Source organism: Geothrix sp. (assembly GCF_020622065.1).
Lineage (GTDB): Bacteria > Acidobacteriota > Holophagae > Holophagales > Holophagaceae > Geothrix.
Map to the genome: position 1 here is coordinate 1,050,056 of NZ_JAHRYQ010000002.1, position 18,650 is coordinate 1,068,705.

Annotated in this window: 14 protein-coding genes; 4 read left to right on the forward strand and 10 right to left on the reverse strand. The window is 68.3% G+C overall.

Going from position 1 to position 18,650, the window contains the following annotated elements; translation table 11 throughout:
- Window positions 1-29: 29 nt before the first annotated feature.
- The 6 genes from QZ647_RS14275 to QZ647_RS14300 form a co-directional block, all read right to left on the reverse strand.
- A complete protein-coding gene (locus QZ647_RS14275; RefSeq protein ID WP_366526178.1) occupies window positions 30-1,175 on the reverse strand; it encodes a retropepsin-like aspartic protease in 1,146 nt (381 codons plus the stop codon).
- Between the two features lie 12 nt (window positions 1,176-1,187).
- Complete coding sequence (gene gcvPB, locus QZ647_RS14280) at window positions 1,188-2,717, reverse strand: aminomethyl-transferring glycine dehydrogenase subunit GcvPB (RefSeq protein WP_291272804.1); 1,530 nt, start codon at window positions 2,715-2,717, stop codon at window positions 1,188-1,190.
- A gap of 10 nt (window positions 2,718-2,727) precedes the next feature.
- A complete protein-coding gene (gcvPA, locus tag QZ647_RS14285) occupies window positions 2,728-4,080 on the reverse strand; it encodes an aminomethyl-transferring glycine dehydrogenase subunit GcvPA (RefSeq protein ID WP_291272805.1) in 1,353 nt (450 codons plus the stop codon).
- Between the two features lie 153 nt (window positions 4,081-4,233).
- Window positions 4,234-6,975, reverse strand: a complete 2,742-nt coding sequence (locus tag QZ647_RS14290) for a patatin-like phospholipase family protein (RefSeq protein WP_291272806.1) — start codon at window positions 6,973-6,975, stop codon at window positions 4,234-4,236.
- Window positions 6,976-6,980: 5 nt separating this feature from the next.
- On the reverse strand, window positions 6,981-7,703 hold the full coding sequence (rph, locus tag QZ647_RS14295; RefSeq protein WP_291272807.1) for a ribonuclease PH: 723 nt from the start codon (window positions 7,701-7,703) through the stop codon (window positions 6,981-6,983).
- Entirely contained in the window at window positions 7,703-8,134 is a 432-nt protein-coding gene (locus tag QZ647_RS14300) for an RpiB/LacA/LacB family sugar-phosphate isomerase (protein WP_286354627.1), read from the reverse strand. The genes rph and QZ647_RS14300 overlap by 1 nt, the downstream gene beginning before the upstream one ends.
- Window positions 8,135-8,184: 50 nt before the next feature.
- Between QZ647_RS14300 and QZ647_RS14305 the strand changes: the two genes are divergently transcribed.
- From QZ647_RS14305 to QZ647_RS14315, 3 genes are read left to right on the forward strand one after another with little or no spacing between them, the layout of a single operon-like run.
- Window positions 8,185-11,322, forward strand: coding sequence for a DEAD/DEAH box helicase (locus tag QZ647_RS14305; RefSeq protein WP_291272808.1), 3,138 nt, complete (start codon window positions 8,185-8,187; stop codon window positions 11,320-11,322).
- The gene (locus QZ647_RS14310; RefSeq protein WP_291272809.1) at window positions 11,319-12,296 is read left to right on the forward strand and encodes an SWIM zinc finger family protein; all 978 of its coding nucleotides are present in this window, start codon (window positions 11,319-11,321) and stop codon (window positions 12,294-12,296) included. The genes QZ647_RS14305 and QZ647_RS14310 overlap by 4 nt, the downstream gene beginning before the upstream one ends.
- A gap of 21 nt (window positions 12,297-12,317) precedes the next feature.
- A complete protein-coding gene (locus QZ647_RS14315) occupies window positions 12,318-12,692 on the forward strand; it encodes a Rid family detoxifying hydrolase (RefSeq protein ID WP_286354624.1) in 375 nt (124 codons plus the stop codon).
- Here the strand turns inward: QZ647_RS14315 and QZ647_RS14320 are convergent, their stop codons facing one another.
- Both QZ647_RS14320 and QZ647_RS14325 read right to left on the reverse strand, forming a co-directional pair.
- Window positions 12,693-13,112 (reverse strand): hemerythrin domain-containing protein, encoded by a 420-nt coding sequence (locus QZ647_RS14320; RefSeq protein ID WP_291272810.1) that lies wholly within the window; start codon window positions 13,110-13,112, stop codon window positions 12,693-12,695.
- Window positions 13,113-13,225: 113 nt separating this feature from the next.
- A complete protein-coding gene (locus QZ647_RS14325; protein WP_291272811.1) occupies window positions 13,226-13,699 on the reverse strand; it encodes a hypothetical protein in 474 nt (157 codons plus the stop codon).
- 94 nt (window positions 13,700-13,793) lie between these two features.
- On the opposite strand from QZ647_RS14325, the gene QZ647_RS14330 reads away from it, so the two are divergent.
- On the forward strand, window positions 13,794-14,168 hold the full coding sequence (locus QZ647_RS14330; RefSeq protein ID WP_291272812.1) for an Hpt domain-containing protein: 375 nt from the start codon (window positions 13,794-13,796) through the stop codon (window positions 14,166-14,168).
- A 36-nt stretch (window positions 14,169-14,204) separates the two neighbouring features.
- Here the strand turns inward: QZ647_RS14330 and QZ647_RS14335 are convergent, their stop codons facing one another.
- On the reverse strand, window positions 14,205-15,065 hold the full coding sequence (locus QZ647_RS14335) for a transglycosylase SLT domain-containing protein (RefSeq protein WP_291272813.1): 861 nt from the start codon (window positions 15,063-15,065) through the stop codon (window positions 14,205-14,207).
- A gap of 113 nt (window positions 15,066-15,178) precedes the next feature.
- On the reverse strand, window positions 15,179-18,601 hold the full coding sequence (locus tag QZ647_RS14340) for a methylmalonyl-CoA mutase family protein (RefSeq protein WP_291272814.1): 3,423 nt from the start codon (window positions 18,599-18,601) through the stop codon (window positions 15,179-15,181).
- Window positions 18,602-18,650 lie beyond the last annotated feature (49 nt).

Here is an 18,650-nt window from a genome sequence, read left to right on the forward strand (position 1 = left end):
TGAAATCGGTGAAGGCTGGCCTGAGGGGTTCAGACCGGTCCGAAGTTCAGCTTCAGTTCCACCCCATTCCGGCGAATGATCCAAATGTGTTGAACTCCAGAGGCCACCAGATCCTGGACCGCGCGCCGCGTAAGCATTGGGCCCTGGAGGCTGCCTACCTGGATCAGTTCATCACCAGGCTTGCATCCGGCCCTTTCCATGGCACTTCCGGGTTTCACCAGGAAGACCAGGAGCCGTGGTACACGGCCGTTCCGGTCCCACTGCAGGGGCAGATTCCGGTTGGACTCGCGGCGGATGGGCAGGTTTCCCGCCGCATCCTGAGAGAAGGTCAGGTGGTTGGTGATGAAATCAAAGCAGACCGGTGCTGCCATCCAGACATCGACACCGATGCGGCCCATTTTGTCCTCGCTCTGAAAACCCACCGTTAGGTTGACCCAGGCCGAGGATCCAGCTTCCAGGCGGTTCACCATTACATCCGAACCTGCGACTAGGACCCCCGAGAGGCCCATGGATACGGTCGCCCCACCTTCCCCTTTGGGCTTAAGAGCCATGGGAAGATCCACACCACCACTCATGCCGGTATCCACCGTAGCCAACACCTCCTGATTTCCGAGACGAATGTGGATCCAGGGACCGCCCGGGGACTCGGACAAGGGAACCGCCACACCAGGACTGAAGTGATAACCCCACCAAATCAGGCGGTTGGTATTTGGATCGATTACGAATCGGGTGCCACGCAGAAACGACATGCCCAGGATGCCGTCCACTGGTTGGTCCTGGAACCGTCCGATCTGGTTTCGGAGGTCCATGCGTGTGGCAAACACCCCATCTCGGATCACGGTGCCCACTTCCACTCGCTTTAACAGCACAGTCGGGGCCACGATGCTCTGGTTGGCGATGTCCTTAGCAGTGGTTTCAGTTTGGGGCTCGTCCCAGAAGAATTCGGAGGGCACGGACCAATCCACGATGCAGCAGCTGGCTCCTGTATCTAGCAGGAACCGGAAGGTCCTCGTGGTGTCCCAACTCTTCATGGAGTGGAGCGTCACCGACACGATCAGAAGGCCACTCTCATCCTGGGTGATGGACGATACAGGGGCTTTCTTCCGCTCCTCTGCGGTGGCCGCAGGCGCAGCCATGGACAGAAGAAGCAGAAGCGCCAGTCCCTTTCCCAACATAAGCGGCGCGGCTCAGCCCTTCGCCCACCGCAGCACGGGTTTGCGGGCGGCGGTGGTCTCGTCCATGCGCCGCAGGGGTGCGAGGGTCGGCGCCTGGTGCAGGGCCTCGGCGTCGGTCTCGGCCTCCTTCGCGATGGCGAGCATCGTGTCGCAGAAGGCGTCCAGCTCGCCCTTGTCCTCGCTCTCCGTAGGCTCGATCATCAGCGCGCCGGGCACGATCAGGGGGAAGTAGATCGTGGGCGGGTGGTAGCCGTGATCGATGAGGCGCTTGGCGATGTCGAGCGTGTGGACATCGTGCTTGGCCTGCAGCGTGTCGCTGAAAACCACCTCATGCAGGCTCGGGGAATCGATGTGCAGGGCATAGGCGCCCTTGAGCCGGGCGCGGATGTAGTTGGCGTTCACGATGGCCCGCAGCGTGGCCTCCTTCAGCCCGTCCGAGCCGTGGCTCAGGCAGTAGGTGAGCGCCCGGACGAGGATGCCGAAGTTGCCGTAGAAGGTGTGCACCTTGCCGATGCTCTGGGGCCGCTTCCAGTCCCAGCGGTAGGAGTGCCTGGGCACCTCGCCCTCGCCCACCTTCACGGTGTCGCGCACCACGACGGGCACGGGCAGGAAGGGCATCAGGTTCTCGCCGCAGCAGACGGGGCCGGCGCCGGGACCGCCACCGCCGTGCGGGGTGGACATGGTCTTGTGGAGGTTCAGATGCATGACATCCACGCCGAAATCCCCAGGCCGGGCCACGCCCACCAGGGCGTTCATGTTGGCCCCATCCATGTAGACCAGGGCGCCCACACTGTGCAGGAGGTCGCTGACTTCCTTGAAGCGGTATTCGAAAACGCCCACGGTGTTCGGATTCGTGATCATGGCGCCGGCGATCTCGGTGCCGAGCTCGCTCACGAGCGTCTTGAGGCCCTTGCGGACCTTGCCATTCACAGGATCGGTCACATCGTCGAAGGCGATGGTGCCATCCGGCAGGGAGGGCAGCTCGACCACCTCATATCCGGCCATGGCGGCGGTGGCAGGGTTGGTGCCGTGGCCGCTGTCGGGGATGAGGATCACGCGGCGCTTGGCACCCTTGGACACATGGTAGGCCCGGATGAGCATGACGCCCGTCAGCTCGCCGGCGGCGCCGGCGCTGGGCTGGAGCGTGACGCCGGGCAGGCCGGTGATCTCCTTCAGCCATTCCTGGAGGGTGTAGATCATCTCCAGGTTGCCCTGCACCAGCGCATCGGGGGCCATGGGGTGGCTGTCGGTGAAACCCGGCAGGCCGGCGACCTTCTCGTTGAGCCGCGGGTTGTGCTTCATGGTGCAGGAGCCCAGCGGGTAGATGCCGTCGTCCACGCCGTAGTTCCACTTGGAGAGGCGCGTGAAGTGGCGGATGACCTCCACCTCGCTCAGCTCGGGCAGGGCGTCGAAGCCGCTGCGCTTGAGGTGGGTGGGACGCGTGTCCTTGGCCTCGGGCACATCGAGCTTGGGCAGATCCATGCCCCGCTTTCCGGAGACGGAGCGTTCGAAAGAGAGGGGTTCGCGCTGACGCAGAAACATGGCCATCTCCTCAGACGGTGGCAGGGACGCGGGCCAGGATTTCGACGAGGCTCTCGATCATCCGGCGGGTGTGGAGTTCGGTGGCGCACCAGAGGATGCAGCCTTCGTATTCGGGGTAGAAGCGGCCCAGGTCCAGGCCCGGCAGCAGGCTCTCCGCGAGGCAGGCCTCCTGCAGCGCCGCCATGTCGCCCCGGTAGCGCAGCACGAACTCGTTGAAGAAGGGCGGGTCATCGACCGGCTCCATGTCCGGCAGCTCCAGCAGGCGCTGGCGCAGGTACTGGGCCTTGGCGGCGTTCTGCTCCGCCAGGCCGCGCAGGCCCTGCGGGCCCGCCAGCTGGAGGAAGATGTTGGCGCGCAGAGCCACGAGCCCCTGGTTCGAGCAGATGTTGCTGGTGGCCTTGTCGCGGCGGATGTGCTGCTCGCGGGCCGTCAGCGTGAGCACATAGCCCGTGCGGCCTTCCAGATCCTTGGTCTGGCCCACCACGCGGCCCGGGATCTCGCGCTTGTGGGCGTCCTTCACCGCGAGGAAGCCCAGGAAGGGTCCGCCGAAGGTGGGCTTGTTGCCGAAGGACATGGCCTCGCCGCAGGCCATGTCGGCGCCGGCCTTGCCGGGGGCCTCCAGCCAGCCGAAGGCGAAAGCCTCCTGGGTGACGCTCACCAGCAGGGCGCCGGCGGCGTGGACGGGGCCGGCCAGGGCCGTCAGATCCTCCACCGCGCCCAGGAAGTTGGGGTAGCCCACCATCACGGCGGCCACATCGCCATTCAGCTTCGCCTGCAGGTCGGCCAGGTCGGTGACGCCGTTCTTGAGCCCCACCTCCACCAGCTGGAGGTCGTCATGGGGCGCGAAATTGGTCTTGAGCACCTCGCGGTAGAGCGGGTGCAGGCCGCGGCTCACCAGGACGGTGTTGCGCTTCTTCGCCACGCGGACGGCCATGAGGGCCGTCTCCACGCAGGCCGTGCCGCCGTCGTAGAGGCTGGCGTTCGTCACATCCAGGCCGGTGAGGTCGCAGATGAGGGTCTGGTATTCGAAGATGTGCTGGAGCGTGCCTTGGCTGATCTCCGGCTGGTAGGGCGTGTAGGCCGTGAACCATTCCTGGCGGCTCACCATGGCGTCGATGGCTGAGGGCACGAAGTGGTCATAGGCGCCGGCCCCCAGGAACTGGGCGCAGAAACGGGTGTTCTTGTTGGCCAGGCCCACCATCTCCCAGGCCACCTCCTGCTCGGAGCCCTGGGTGGGCAGGTTCAGGTCCCTCTTCAACCGCAGGGCCTCCGGGATGCCCGCCAGCAGCTCCTCGGCGCGGGCGACGCCGATGGTGTCCAGGAGGGCACGATCCTCGACAGGGGAAGAGGGCAGGTAGCGCATGGCGGCCTCGGCAAAGAGCGCGTGAATCGCAGCACTTCAGGTTATCAGCCCGGGGCGCCGGGGGCCCCTGTGCAGGGGATCACAGACCACCCGGTGCAGACCGCCCGCTCCAAGAACCTGCCCCGAAGCCCAGGTGGGAGCCCGGGTAGGCGGCTACCGCCGCTTCCAGAGATCGAAGGGCTGGGTTCCGATGAGCACATTGAAGCTGCCGGAGACCTGTCCGGTTTCCTGGGGTGACCGTTGCCGGAGGAAGCCGTAGGACACTTCCACATAGAAATTGGACAGGGTGGTGCGCAGCATGAGGCCTGCTCCCTGGGGACGGAGGTTCGCGTCCGAACGGAAGAGGCTGCTCGCCTCCCGGGACAGCCAGGCCATGTCGAAGCGCGGCACCGCCTCCAGCGTGAGCCCCAGCCCGGCATAGACCCGGAAGGGCACCCCGAACCGCAGGGCGGCGAAGTTGGGGGCGAGGTAGCCCACGGCCCGGGAGCCGATGACGAAGGAGGGGCCGCCGAGGGCCCACCAGCGGTCCAGGGGCAGGTGGCGGCCCTGGCTCCATTCCAGATCCAGGTCGGCCCCCAGGAATTCGCTGAAGGGGTGGACGCCCCGGGCCCGGAAATAGACCTGCTGGAAGTCCCCCGCAGGCAGGGCCCCGGCCCGGGTCTCGCCCAATCCGAAGCGCCCCCTCAGGAGCAGACCCTCCCGGGGCAAGGTATGGCGGTCGAAGTTGTCCCACTCGGCGGACAGGTAGGCGGTGTTCTGGGCCTGGGTCCGGCGCAGCCCCGTCTCCCGGTAGGCGGCATCCCGGCGGCCCAGGTCCAGGCTGACTTTGCCTGTGCCCAGATTGCTGAACCCGGCATAGGTCCGCAGGATCAGATCCGACGCGCTGATCCGGGCGCCCGCGCCCCCGTTGGGAAGTTCCGGGGCCGTCCAGTTCAAGGGCAATTCCAGGCGCTGCTGCCAGTAGTTCCCCGTCAGTTCGACGCCCGCCCCGGGGGCGAAGCCGAAAGGGCTGCGCAGGGACAGGCTCGCCTGCTCCTGCAGTCGGTTGCGGGCGGCGCTCAGGTTCAGCTCGGTGCCCTGGAAGCCCAGGTTGAGGGCCCGGTAGGACAGGCCCAGCTGGCTGCCCAGCGTGCTCTCGTAACCCAGGGAGATGTCCAGCCGATCCCGCTGCTGGGGCACGGGAACCAGGGTGAGGATGCAGCCGCCCTTGCCGTCCGGGCGGATCAGGTAGTGCAGCACGGAGAGGTATAGGCGGTGCTCGGCCAGGGCGATGCGGTTCTGGAGCTCGCTGGGCCGGAAGGGCCGCCCCTCCAGTTCGCCCAGCAGCCGGCGCAGGCGGACTTCATCCACGGGAGGGCCAGGTACGGCCCAGACCTCCACCTGGGAGATCAGGGGTTCCTGGAGCACCACCCGGAGGCGCCCCGTCGCGGGATCGAAGCTGGACCCCCGGGCATCCACCAAGGGGCTGCCCTCCATGAGCAGGCGGTAGACCAGCTGGGACATCTGGCCGCCGAACACCTGGGGGTTGAAGGGTGCGCCGAGCTTCACCTCCTCGGCCAGGGCCTGGTGAACCAGGGGAAGCCAGGCGGCGGGGGCGTCCACCTGCAGCTCCGTCATGGCCGGGTAGGGCCGCATGTGGATGGTCAGCACCTGGCCTGCATCCACCGTGGCCCAGGCGTCCTGGGCCAACCCGTGGACGAGGATCTGCTGGAGGAGGATCTGGATGTCCAGGAGCCGGTAGCCTTCGGCGCCGGGCTTCAAGGTGGCGGCCAGCAGCCCTTCCAGGGACGCGTCGATGGGGTAGGGGCTCTCGAAGACGACCCGGGTCGCCGCCACGAGCTCTTGCCCGCCGGCCTTCCGGCGCAGGAGGGCGCCCAGTTCTTCCAGCCGGGCGTCGAAGGCTTCGCGCCCCTGGAGGACGAGCTTGGGTGCCAGGCCCCCGTACTCCAGGAAGGGCGCATCCCGGATCTCGGGGCGGATGAGGAAGTCGGCCTCGGCGCGGCTTTCCCACTGGCGGCGCTCCACCACCAGATCCAGGCTGCGGGTGGCCACGGAGAAGATGCTGGTGGCCTGCCGGCGCTCCAGGGGCGAGCTGATGTCCACGGCGATGACCACATCCGGGTGGAAGGCCTCCTTGGCCGTGAAGACGGGCAGGTTCTCCACCAGGGCGCCGTCCACATACTGCTGGCCATCGATCATCACGGGCCGGAAGCCTCCCGGGACGGCCATGGATGCGCGCACGGCCTCCACCAGGTCGCCGTTGCCGAACACCCGCCCCTGCCCGGTTTCCAGGTTCGTGGCCAGGATGCGGAGCGGCCGCTGAAGCTGGTCGAAGTCCCCGCCGGAGAAGTAGGCGCCCCGGGCCAGCAGGCCCTGGAGCGTGCGCTGGACCTCGGCGCCGGTCCGCAGCCCCTGGGCCAGGGTGGTCTGGCCCTTCTGCCGCTCGATGGACAGGAAGGTGGACTCGTGTTCCTCCTGCTCGCCCAGGGTCTCACCCGGGTTGCGGAGCAGGGGTTCCAGGAAGGCCCGGGTGAGGTCCCGGCTGCGGAAGAGCTCCTCGATCTCCCGCCCCGAGAAGCCGCTGGCGTAGAGCGCGCCCACCAGGGCTCCGGCGCTGGTGCCCGTGACGCTGCCCAGGGGAAATCCCACCTCCTCCAGGCGCTGGATCACGCCGATGTGGGCCAGCCCGCGGGCGCCGCCGCCGCTGAGGGCCAGGGCCACCTTGGGCATCCCCGGGATCACCACCCGGGGCGCGAAGCGGAACACCATGTCCGGGGGCTGCACCGTGACCTCGATGCGCCGGGGCGCCGTGGGTGGTGCCGCCGAAGGGGGCGTTGCAGGCGCAGCCTGGCCCGCCAGCAGGGCTGGAAGCCCCAGGGCCAGGGCCAGCCGCACCCTCCTCATGCGAGGGCCGCCCGCTGAACCTCCATGAGCGTGGCGCACCCGGCCAGCCCCAGGTCCACGAGGCCATCTGCCTCGGCCCGGCTGAACGGGCGGCCTTCGCCCGTGCCCTGCCATTCCACCAGCATCAAGTCCCCGCCCGCCCCCATCGTCGGGCGGGCCGCCACCAAGTTGCAGTCCACGGCAGCCCGATGGTCCTCCTCGTATTCCAGGTCCAGCACCAGGCCCCGGCGGCCCTCACCGGCCTCGACGAGACCCACGCTCACGGCCGCCAACTGGCGGATCAGGGCCGCCTCCAGCCCCTGGGACCGCAGCGCCAGCGCCACGGCCACCCAGGCGCCGGTGATGGCGGCGCAGCGGGTGCCGCCATCGGCGTTCAGCACATCGCAGTCCACCGAGAGGGTGCGCTCGCCCAGGGCGGCCAGATCCACTGCCTGCCTCAGGCTGCGGCCGATGAGCCGCTGGATTTCCACGGTGCGCCCCTGCTGTTTCCCCTTGGTGGCCTCGCGGTCTGACCGCGTGTTCGTGGCTGCGGGAAGCATGCCGTACTCGGCCGTGAGCCAGCCGGTGCCCCGCCCCTTCATCCACCCCGGCACCTTGGCCTCCAGGCTGGCGGCGCACAGGACATGGGTCCGGCCCACTTTCACCAGGCAGGAGCCGGCCGCGTGGAGCTGCACGCCCGTCTCAAAGGCCAGGCTTCGAAGCTCGCCATTCCCGCGCATCAGCAGCCCTTCCATTCGATCTTGTCCACCCGCCCCTGGTGGCGCCCTCCTTCAAAAGGTGTTTCCAGGAACGATTTGAGGTAGTATTCCGCCTTGAGCGGATCCGTCAGCCGCTGGCCGAAAGCGATGGCGTTCGCGTCATTGTGCTGCCGAGCCAGCGCCGCGTGCTCAGGGGAGGTCACCAGTGCGCAGCGGATGCCAGCATGGCGGTTTGCCGCGATGCTGATGCCGATGCCGGATCCGCAGACCAGCACCAGGCGCTCCCACCGGTCCCGGCCCTCCGCCGCCCGATGCGCGAAATCCGGGTAGTCCACCGAGGCGGTTCCATCCGTGCCGAAATCCACCACTTCATGCCCCTGACTCAGGGCCCAGGTCTTGAGCCGCTCTTTCAGGTCGAACCCCGCATGATCGCTTGCAAACCCGAGTTTCATCCTTCAACCCTTTCATCCACAGCCTGCTGCCTACAGCCTACAGCCCCTTCATGTTGAACCCCTTCATCCAGTACCGCCCCCAAGATCGGGGCTTCCTGCTCTGCATGCCCGAGGCCGTCGGGGCCGCGGAGTGGGTGCGTGCCCTCCGCACCCTGCCGGGCGAGCTCCAGGGCCGCGAACGCCTCACCCCGGCCAAGGCCCAGATCTTCCTGCCGGACGCCACCCTGGTGGAGATGCACGCCGTGCCCCTGCGGTGGCAGCGGGCCTATCCCTGGCTGTCGTCCCTCGCCCTCCACCCGGGCAATGCCGGTCCCACCCTGCGCTACTGGGCCACGGCCCTGCGCCTGCTCCAGTCGCTGGTGGTCCGCGGGGCCATCCTGCCCCAGCTGGACACCAAGGGCCAGCCCTGGAAGGCCCGCTGGGGCGTGAGCCTCACCAGCCCCTCCGACCGGGCCGCCCTGCGCCAGCTCGCCGAGGCCATGCCCCCGGCGGCCCTGGCCTTCCCCGAGAACGACACCTGGGCCTTCACCAAGACCGTGGCCCTGGGCGACCTGGATGCCTTCGACATCGAGGACGACCTGGCCATGCCCCCCGCCGCCGACGCCGTGCTGACGGCCTTCCTGGAGGACGGCGCGGACTTCATCATGCGCTTCGTGGCCGGGGGCCTGCGGGCCGGGGACGATCCCCGCCTGGGCCTCATCCACCGGCTCCGCGGCCACAAGCGCGACCGGCTGCCCTGGGACGAGCGCCTGATGGTGGCCCTGTCCCACCAGCTGCCCGAATTCCCGACCATCGGCATCACCGAGCGCACCCTGGGCGAGCAGCTGGCCCAGTGGAGCGAGGGCGCGCGGCCCCAGTGGGTGCGCCCCAGCCTGCGGCTGGAGGCCCCGCCCGTGCCCGCGGCCGATCAGACCGTGCAGGATGCGGACCGGCTGGCGGAAGAGGGCTGGATCCTGAAGGTGGGCCTGGAGACGGAAGCCGGCACCGACCTGGGCGTGGCCCGGCTCTGGGAGCCGTCCACCGAGCCCGAGGTGCTTCAGGCCCGCCAGACCCTGCTGCGCGGCCTGGCCCGCGCCGTCCCCTTCTTCCCCGCCCTGGAGCGCGCCCTCTCCGGCCAGCGCCCCGAAGATCTGGTCCTCCGGCCCACGGAGGCCTGGAGCTTCCTCACCCGCGGTGCCGCCCAGCTGAAGGAAGCCGGTTTCCTCGTCCACATCCCCGGGGACCTGGCGGATTTCGGCGGGGCCAAGCGCCTGCGCGCGAAGGTCCGCCTGGGGGCCCGCAGCGTGGAGGAGGACGAGCCCCTGGCCCAGGCCGGGCTCGACGGCAGCGTCAGCGCCGACTGGTCGCTCATGCTGGGCGACGACGCGCTGAGCGTGGAGGACTTCGCCCAGATGGCGAGCCTCAAGCACCCGCTGGTGGCCTGGAAGGGCAAGTGGGTGGCCCTCGATCCCGAGACCCTCAAGCAGATCTCGACGGTCATCCAGGCCAGCCGGGGTGCGGGCTTCGAGAGCATGACCAAGGGCGAGGCCCTGGCCGCGGCCCTCACGGGCACGGCCCGCATCCCCGGCGTCAGCGAGGCCATCGAGGTCGAAGTCGCCGGCGATTTCGGCGCGGCCCTCAACGACCTGAAGGTCCTCCCCGACAAGCCCATCACCCAGCCCGCCACCTTCCATGGCCAGCTGCGCCCCTACCAGCTGCGGGGCCTTGCCTGGCTGGAGGGCCTCTCCCGCCTGGGCCTGGGCGGCATCCTCGCCGACGACATGGGCCTCGGCAAGACCATCCAGGTGCTGGCCCTGTTGCTGCACCGGCAGGAGCAAAGCCCTCAGCACGGCCCCGCCACCCTGCTGGTCTGCCCCACCTCCCTGCTGGGCAACTGGGAGCGCGAGCTGGCCAAGTTCGCCCCCAGCGTCCCGGTCTTCGTCCACCACGGCAACAACCGGAACCGCCTGCCCGCCACCTTCAAGCCCCACACCCTGGTGCTCACCACCTACGGCGTCGTCCGCCGCGAGGAGGAGACCTTCGCCTCTCGGGCCTGGGGGATGGTGGTGGTCGATGAGGCCCAGGCCATCAAGAACGCCGGATCGGCCCAGGCCAAGGCGATCCGCAAGCTGCGGGGGAGCTTCCGGCTGGCCCTGACGGGCACGCCCATCGAGAACCGCCTCACGGAGCTGTGGGCGATCATGAGCGCCGGCCTGCCCGGCTACCTCGGCAGCGAATCCCAGTTCAAGGAGCACTTCGCCACGCCCATCGAGAAGTACCGCGATCCGGACGCCGCCGCCGAGCTGCGCCAGCGCATCGGCCCCTTCATCCTCCGCCGCCTCAAGAGCGACAAGACCATCATCCAGGACCTGCCCGAGAAGCAGGAGATGAAGGTCTTCACCACGCTGAGTCGCGAACAGGCCGAGCTCTACCAGTACCGCGTCGAGAAGATGGACGAGGAGCTGGACGCCGTCAGCGGCATCGAGCGTCGGGGCCGCATCCTGGCCCTGCTGACCCACCTCAAGCAGATCTGCAACCACCCCAGCCAGTTCCTCAAGGCGCAAGGGCCCTACCGGGGCCGGAGCGGCAAGCTGGACCGCCTCACGGAAATGCTCGAGGAAGTGGTCGAGGCCGGCGAGCGGGCCATCGTCTTCACGCAGTTCAAGGAGATGGGCGACCGGCTCCAGATCCACCTCCACGACGCTCTTGGTTTCGAGCCCCCGTTCCTCCACGGCGGCACCACGCGCGAAGGCCGCGACGAGCTGGTCCGCAGCTTCCAGGAGGACCCGGATTCCTCCCCGGTGCTGCTGCTCAGCCTCAAGGCCGGCGGCGTGGGCCTGAACCTCACGGCGGCCACCCATGTCTTCCACTTTGACCGCTGGTGGAACCCCGCCGTGGAGGACCAGGCCACGGACCGCACCTACCGCATCGGGCAGACGAAGAATGTGCAGGTGCACAAGCTCGTCACCATCGGCACGCTGGAAGAGAAGATCGACGCCCTGCTGGAATCCAAGCGGGACCTGGCGGACCGCGTGGTGGGCACCGGCGAAGGTTGGCTCACGGAACTGGACGACGACGCCCTGCGCCGCCTGGTCGCCCTGGATCCCGATGCCGAGCTGCTGGATCCCGATGAAGGCAACGGCGAAGAGCCCGAGGCCAAGTCCGAGCCCAAGCCCGTTCGGCGCAAGGTCAAGGAGGTGGCGCCATGATCAGCCACGCCGACCGCTTCGGCGCCACCTGGTGGGGCCGCCTCTGGATCCAGGGCCTCGAGAAGCTGGGGGACGACTACGAGAACCGGCTGCCTCGCGGCAAGAAGTACGCGGAGGACGGCCATGTGTCGCACTTCGGCGTGCAGCCCGGCGAGATCCAGGCCCGCGTCCACGGCCGCAAGACCTACAATGTGACCCTCGGCCTGCCCGCCCTGACCCCCACCCAGTGGGAGAAGGCCCTGGACCGCATCGCCCAGGAGAGCCGCTTCGTGGCCTCCCTGCTGGCGGGCGAGATGCCCCAGGGCCTGGACGAGACCTTCCGCGAGGCGGGCGCCAGCCTCTACCCGCGCGTGCCCAAGGAACTGCAGACCCACTGCGACTGCCCGGACTGGGCCAATCCCTGCAAGCATGTGGCGGCGGTCTGCTATGTGATGGCGGAAGCCCTGGACCGCGACCCCTGGCTGCTCTTCGATCTGCGGGGCAAGACCCGCGACGAGGTGATGCAGGCCCTCCAGTCGGCCCTGGATGCCGCCGCCGTGGCCGCCCCGAAGAAGCGGGGCCGTCCGCCCAAAAAACGGCAGACCGTGGCGGATCTCCTCGGCCGCGAGCAGGCCCAGCCCGAACCCTGGCGCCGCCTGCCCGACGAGGCCTACGACGCGCTGCCCATGCCCCTGCCTGAAGTCGGCATCCCGCGGGTGATCCCGCCGGATCCCTCCGTGTTCACCCAACTCGGACCCCTGCCCCACGCCCGCATCGAGACGAGCCTCTGCCTCGCGGCCCTCATGCACCGCACGGCCCAGTGGGTGCTGCAGCAGATCGAGGAGGGCCCCCGCCGGCTGGATGACGGCGAGGGCGAGGACGAACCCGAGCAGCCCGCCTCCCCCTTCGACGCCCCCATCCCCTCTGTCACCCGCCCCAACCGCAACTGGCGCCACAAAAAGCGGCGCTGGGGCAAAAAGAACGGTCAGGGCTAGACTGGCTCTCCTGGAGTTCCCATGCGCACCATCAGCACCCCGAACGCCCCCTCCGCCATCGGCCCTTACAGCCAGGCCCAGATTTCCGGCGGCCACCTCTTCACCTCGGGCCAGATCCCCCTCGTGCCCGAGACCATGGAGATGGTCACCGGCTCCATCGAGCCCCAGGCCGAGCAGGTGATGAAGAACCTCGCTGCCGTCCTCGCCGCCGCCAACACCGGCTGGGACCGCGTGGTGAAGACCACCGTGTTCCTCACGGACATGGCTGACTTCGCCGCCTTCAACGCCGTCTACGAGAAGGCGCTCGGCGGCGCCAAGCCCGCCCGCAGCACCGTGCAGGTGGCGGCGCTCCCCCGCGGCGCCAAGGTCGAGATCGAGCTCATCGCCGAAGTCTAGCTAGACCGCCAGCGTCTCCAGCATCGGGTAGAAGTCGCGGTCCTCGGCTTCCAGCCGGGTCCGGAGAGCCTGCAGGATCGCGAGCGTTTCCTTCCGGAAGGCCGGCGCCTCCGCCTGGACGCGCCCCGTCGACAGCCACCGCTGCAGGTGGTCCTTCAGGGCCGCCTTGATGCCGCCCATCTCTTCCATGTACTGGCGGGTCCGCTGCTGGACCCGGGGGTCGGGGTGCTTGAGCACCGTCGGATAGAGGGCCGTGTCCTCGAAGGCGAGATGGATGTTCAGCCGGGCTCCGAGGGTCACCAGGCTCTGCCGCGCGGCACCGGGGTCGGCGGCCAGGGCCTCGGGCTCGATCCGCTGCTGCAGGTCCTTCACCTGCTGGCGGATGTCCGCATGCTGCTCATGGTAGCGGTCGAGGTTCATGGATCCCCCAGGGTCGGCCGACGGGCCGGACTTCCACTCTGGAATCCCTCACCGGTGAGGGGGATCACAATCTTGACTAAATTAGTATGAATTATGGAATCGGCGGAAAGGGATTACTCCTCCTCGGTCTCCCCGATGTCTTCCGCCACGGCCTCCCAACGCCGCCGGGCCTGGAAGTCGGGGTCCCTCAGGTGGGCCAGGAAGTCCGTCATCCGCGCTCCCCAGGTCGACCCGGCCACGCAACCTTCCGGCGCGTGGGGCAGCAGTTCCGCCGGGGCCTCCTCCAGGCAGAGCTGGGTGAGCACGAGGCTCTGCCGGTAGCTCTCCCCCACGGGTGTGAGGTTGGCCGCCAGGGTATCCAGGGTCTCGGCCAGAGGTGCATCCTCCGGCAGGGTCTCGGCGGCGGCTTCGAGGAGCTCCACGGTCTTGAGACGGGCCGTGATCAGCTTCAGGTGCAGGCGCTCCAGGTCGCGCCGGGCGGCCCCCTGGGCCAGGGCGTGCGCGGCATCCTCCAGGTGCGGGTGGAGCTTGCGGAACAGCAGGGAGAGGGCGGTCTCCGCCGGGGTCATGGGTGCGGTTTCGGTCATGTTTCCAGCGTAACCCCAAGCGTTCCCGGGGCCACCTGGGATCCCGTTGGACGAACGGATCCGCCTGCCTCAGCATGGGACCTTGGAGTCTCCCATGGTCTCATCCGACCTCCTCGACCTGACCACCCTCCAGAACCTGGTGGAGTTGGACGATGGCGCCCATGGCCTGGTGTCGGAAATGATCGGCATCTTCCAGGACGACACGCCCCGTCGCATCCAGGCCATCCTCCAGGCCATCGCCCAGCAGGATGCCGAGGCGCTCTCCCGGGCCGGGCACGCCCTCAAGGGGGGCGCCGGAGCCCTGGGCGCCAAGACCCTCCGCACCCTGGGCGCGGAGCTCGAGCAGCTGGGCCGCGGCGGCTCCGTGGATGCCGGTGCAGACCTGCCGGTGCGGCTGGAGGCGGCCTTCCAGGCGAGTCTGGCCGCCCTGGAGAGCTTCGTGCGCGACGGCGAGGCGAATCGGACCTGATCCATCCCCCTCACGGGCACCCTCACCAAGGCGAGATCAGGGCTCCCCGAAGGATTTCACGCTGGCGGTGCCCTTGGGCGGGGGCTGGTCGCTGATCTGGACCCGGCCGTTGGCATCGGTCCACTGGTAGATGCGCGTGGCCGCCCGCTGCTGAACCGTGGGCTCCGGCACGGTCTTCTGCTCCTCGACCTTGAAGCCGCCCCGGCCCTTCTGGAGCAGCCCCATGCTGCCCGCCAGCTTGGGATCAGGTTGCACGGCCTTGCGCTGGTAGAGATCCAGCACCTTCGGGACATAGGCCCGGGTCTCGCGGAAGGGCGGGACGCCCTTGTGGCGGTTCACCGCGCCTTCGCCGGCGTTGTAGGCCGCCACCACCCGCGTGAGGTCCCCCTGGTAGTAGTCGTGGAGCCACTTGAGGTATTTCACGCCGCCGGAGATGTTCTGGCGCGGATCGAAGGGATCCACGACGCCGAAGCGCTCCGCCGTGGAGGGCATCAGCTGCATGAGGCCCAGGGCCCCGGCCTTGGAGCGGGCCTTGTAGTTGAAGGCGCTCTCGGCCTGGATGATGGCGCGGGCCAGGTGCATGTCCACGCCTTCGGCGGAGGCGATCTCGTCCACCATCGCGATGAGTTCCGGGCTCTTGAGGGCCCGGGCCATCTCCGCGGTGGTGATCGCGAGCCGCACCTTGCCCACGCCCACATGCTTCAGCACCAGCCCCTGCCCCTTCATGTAGCTGGGGGGCAGGTTGTTGATCACCAGGCGGCCTTGCCGGTCGTAGTAGGTGTAGAGGTAGGTGACGCCGGGCTTCGTGGACGCCCGCCCGGCCTTCGGCGCCCTGGCGCCCAGCATCTGAGCTGGCGCCAGGGCGGCGAGGGCGAGGATCAGGGCAGCGCGGACCATCTGAACCCCATGATAAGGCTCTCCCGATCCCCTGGTGGCTCGTGGCATGAGCTCCTCGCCGGGCCCCGGCTTCGCAGGCTGCCCCGCAGCCTGCTTCACCACCCGGCGGTCGCTCACATGTTCCGCCGGTACTGGCCGCCCACTTCGTAGAGGGCCTGGCTGATCTGGCCGAGGCTGCAGACCTTGGCGGCATCGAGCAGGGCGTCGAAAAGGTTGCCGTTGGCGCGGGCCAGGTCCTTCAGGCGGTTCAGCGCCGCGGGGGCCCGGTCGGCATTGCGGGCATGGAAAGCGCTGAGGTTCCGGATCTGCTGCTGCTTCTCCGCCTCAGTGCTGCGGATCAGTTCGGGCGTGCCCAGCTCGGGCGGCTGGGGATTCAGGAAGGTGTTCACCCCCACGATGGGCAGTTCCCCGCTGTGCTTGAGGTGCTCGTACTGCATGGATTCTTCCTGGATCTTGCCCCGCTGGTACATGGTCTCCATGGCCCCCAGCACGCCGCCGCGGTCGGCGATGCGGCGGAACTCGAGCAGCACGGCCTCTTCCACCAGCTCCGTCAGCTGCTCGATGTAGAAGGCGCCTTGCAGCGGGTTCTCGTTCTTCGCCTGGCCCAGCTCGCGGTTGATGATGAGCTGGATGGCGATGGCCCGGCGCACGCTTTCTTCCGTGGGCGTGGTGATGGCCTCGTCGTAGGCGTTGGTGTGCAGGCTGTTGCAGTTGTCGTAGATTGCGTAGAGGGCCTGCAGGGTGGTGCGGATGTCGTTGAAGTCGATTTCCTGGGCGTGGAGCGAGCGGCCCGAGGTCTGGATGTGGTACTTCAGCTTCTGGCTGCGGTCGTTGGCGCCGTATTTCTCCTTCATGGCCACGGCCCAGATGCGCCGGGCCACGCGGCCGATGACGCTGTATTCCGGATCGAGCCCGTTGCTGAAGAAGAAGCTGAGGTTCGGCGCGAAGTCGTCGATGTGCATGCCGCGGGAGAGGTAGTACTCGACGAAGGTGAAGCCGTTGGCCAGGGTGAAGGCCAGCTGGCTGATGGGGTTCGCCCCGGCCTCGGCGATGTGGTAGCCGCTGATGCTCACCGAATAGAAATTGCGGATCTTCTCCTCGATGAAGGTGGACTGGATGTCCCCCATGACCTTGAGACTGAATTCCGTGCTGAAGATGCAGGTGTTCTGGGCCTGATCTTCCTTGAGGATGTCTGCCTGCACCGTGCCCCGCACGGTCTGCAGAGCCTCGGTACGGAGCTTCGCGTAGACCTCCGGCGGCAGGATCTCGTCCGCGGTGACGCCCAGCAGGGCGAGCCCGAGGCCGTCGTTGCCCTCGGGCAGGGCGCCTTCGTAGCGGGGGCGCGACAGGCCCTTCGCCGCGTACATCCCCTCGATCTTCGCCTGGGCCGCTTCGAGCTGGCCATGCTCCTTCAGCCAGGCCTCGGCCCGCTGGTCGATGGCCGCATTGAGGAAGAAAGCGAGCATCGTGGGCGCGGGGCCGTTGATGGTCATGCTCACGCTGGTGGTGGGGCAGAGCAGGTCGAAGCCCGAGTAGAGCTTCTTCGCATCGTCCACCGTGCAGACGGACACGCCGCTGTTGCCCACCTTGCCGTAGATGTCGGGGCGGCCGTGGGGATCCTCCCCGTAGAGGGTGACGCTGTCGAAGGCCGTGCTGAGACGGACCGCGGGCTGGCCCTTGCTCACGAAGTGGAAGCGCTTGTTGGTGCGCTCGGGCGTGCCCTCGCCCGCGAACATGCGGGTGGGATCCTCGCCCACGCGCTTGTACTCAAAGACGCCGGCCGTGAAGGGGAAGCGTCCCGGCAGGTTCTCCAGCAGCTGCCAGCGCAGCAGCTCGCCCCACCCCGAATGGGGCGGCAGGGCGACTTTCGGCACCAGGGTACCGCTGAGAGACACCGTGTAGTTCGCGGTTCGGATCTCCTTGCCTCGTACCACATAGACATTCTCAGGCTCGGTATAGCTGCGCTTCAATTCCGACCAGTCGCGGATGAGGCGGCGGCTTTCGGCGTGCAGTTCCCCCAGGTGCTCCTGGTAACGCTGGCGGAGCAGCAGGATGGCCACGCCCTGATCCCCTTCGGCGGGTTCCACGAGGTGTGCGGCATCGTAGAAGCTCCCTGCTGGCGGCACCTTGTCGCCCAGGGCCACAAGACTCGTCCACAGGGCGTGGGCCAGCTCCGCGGTCTCCATCTGGCGGCGGGCCCAGGCTTTGTAGCCTTGCACCGCGTCGGCGATCTCGGCCAGGTAGCGCACGCGCTCCGGGGGGATGATGGCGGCCCGCCGGGGATTCCCCGCCACGGCCTCGAGCCTCGAGACCCAAGCCAGTCCGGTCTTCGCGGCGATGGTCTTCACCAGATTCACGAAGAGCCAGTTGGTGGCGGGGTCGTTGAACTGGCTGGCGCAGGTGGCATAGACCGGCATTTCCTCCGCCGGCTCACTGAAGCGCTTGTGGGCCCGCTGGTACTGCTTGCGCACATCGCGCAGGGCGTCCTCGGCGCCGCGCTTGTCCGCCTTGTTCAGCACCACGAGGTCGGCGAAATCCAGCATGTCGATCTTCTCGAGCTGGCTGGCGGCGCCATATTCCGGCGTCATCACATACATGGACAGATCCACGAGGTCCGAGATCTCGCTATCGCTCTGGCCGATGCCCGCGGTCTCCACGATCACCAGGTCGAATCCCTCGGCTTTGGCGGCGGCGATGCTGGCCACCAGGGCCTCGCTGGTGGCACGGTGAGCCGCGCTGCGGGTGGCCAGGCTGCGCATGAAGACCCGGTCGCGCAGCTCGGGGTGGTACAGCGAGTTCATGCGGATGCGGTCGCCCAGCAGGGCGCCGCCGGTCTTGCGCTTGGTGGGATCGACGCTGAGCACGGCCACCCGCTTGTCCGGGAAATCCACCAGGAAGCGGCGCAACAGTTCGTCGATGAGCGAGGACTTGCCCGCGCCGCCCGTGCCAGTGATGCCGAGGACCGCCGTCGCCTGGGGTGGGTGGCCTGCGGGAAGCGCGCTGGCATCGCCGAGCTCGATCCGGGTGATGCGGCGGGCCAGGCGATGGAACTCGGGGGTGGTGCGGGGGTCGATGTCACACCGGCGCACCATGTCGTCGATCATGCCCTGCAGGCCCATGTGGCGGCCATCCTCGGGGCTGTAGAGACGAGCCACGCCATAGGCTTCCAGCTCCCGGACCTCCTCGGGCGAGATGGCGCCGCCGCCGCCGCCGAAGACCTGGATGTGGCCCGCGCCGCGCTCCCGCAGCAGGTCCACCATGTACTTGAAGTACTCGACATGGCCGCCCTGGTAGCTGGACACCGCGATGCCCTGGGCATCCTCCTGGATGGCGGTCTCCACCACATCCAGCACGGAGCGGTTGTGGCCCAGGTGGATCACCTCGCAGCCCGTGGCCTGGAGGATGCGTCGCATGATGTTGATGCTGGCGTCGTGCCCGTCGAAGAGACTGGCGGCAGTGACGAAGCGCACCTTGTGTCGGGGCAGGTAGCCTTCGGGCAGGACGGCGGCGGTCTCGGATGCGGTGAGTGTGGTCATGAACCCCCCAGTCGGGCGAAATCTCAGTCTACCGGGGCCCTTGATCCTG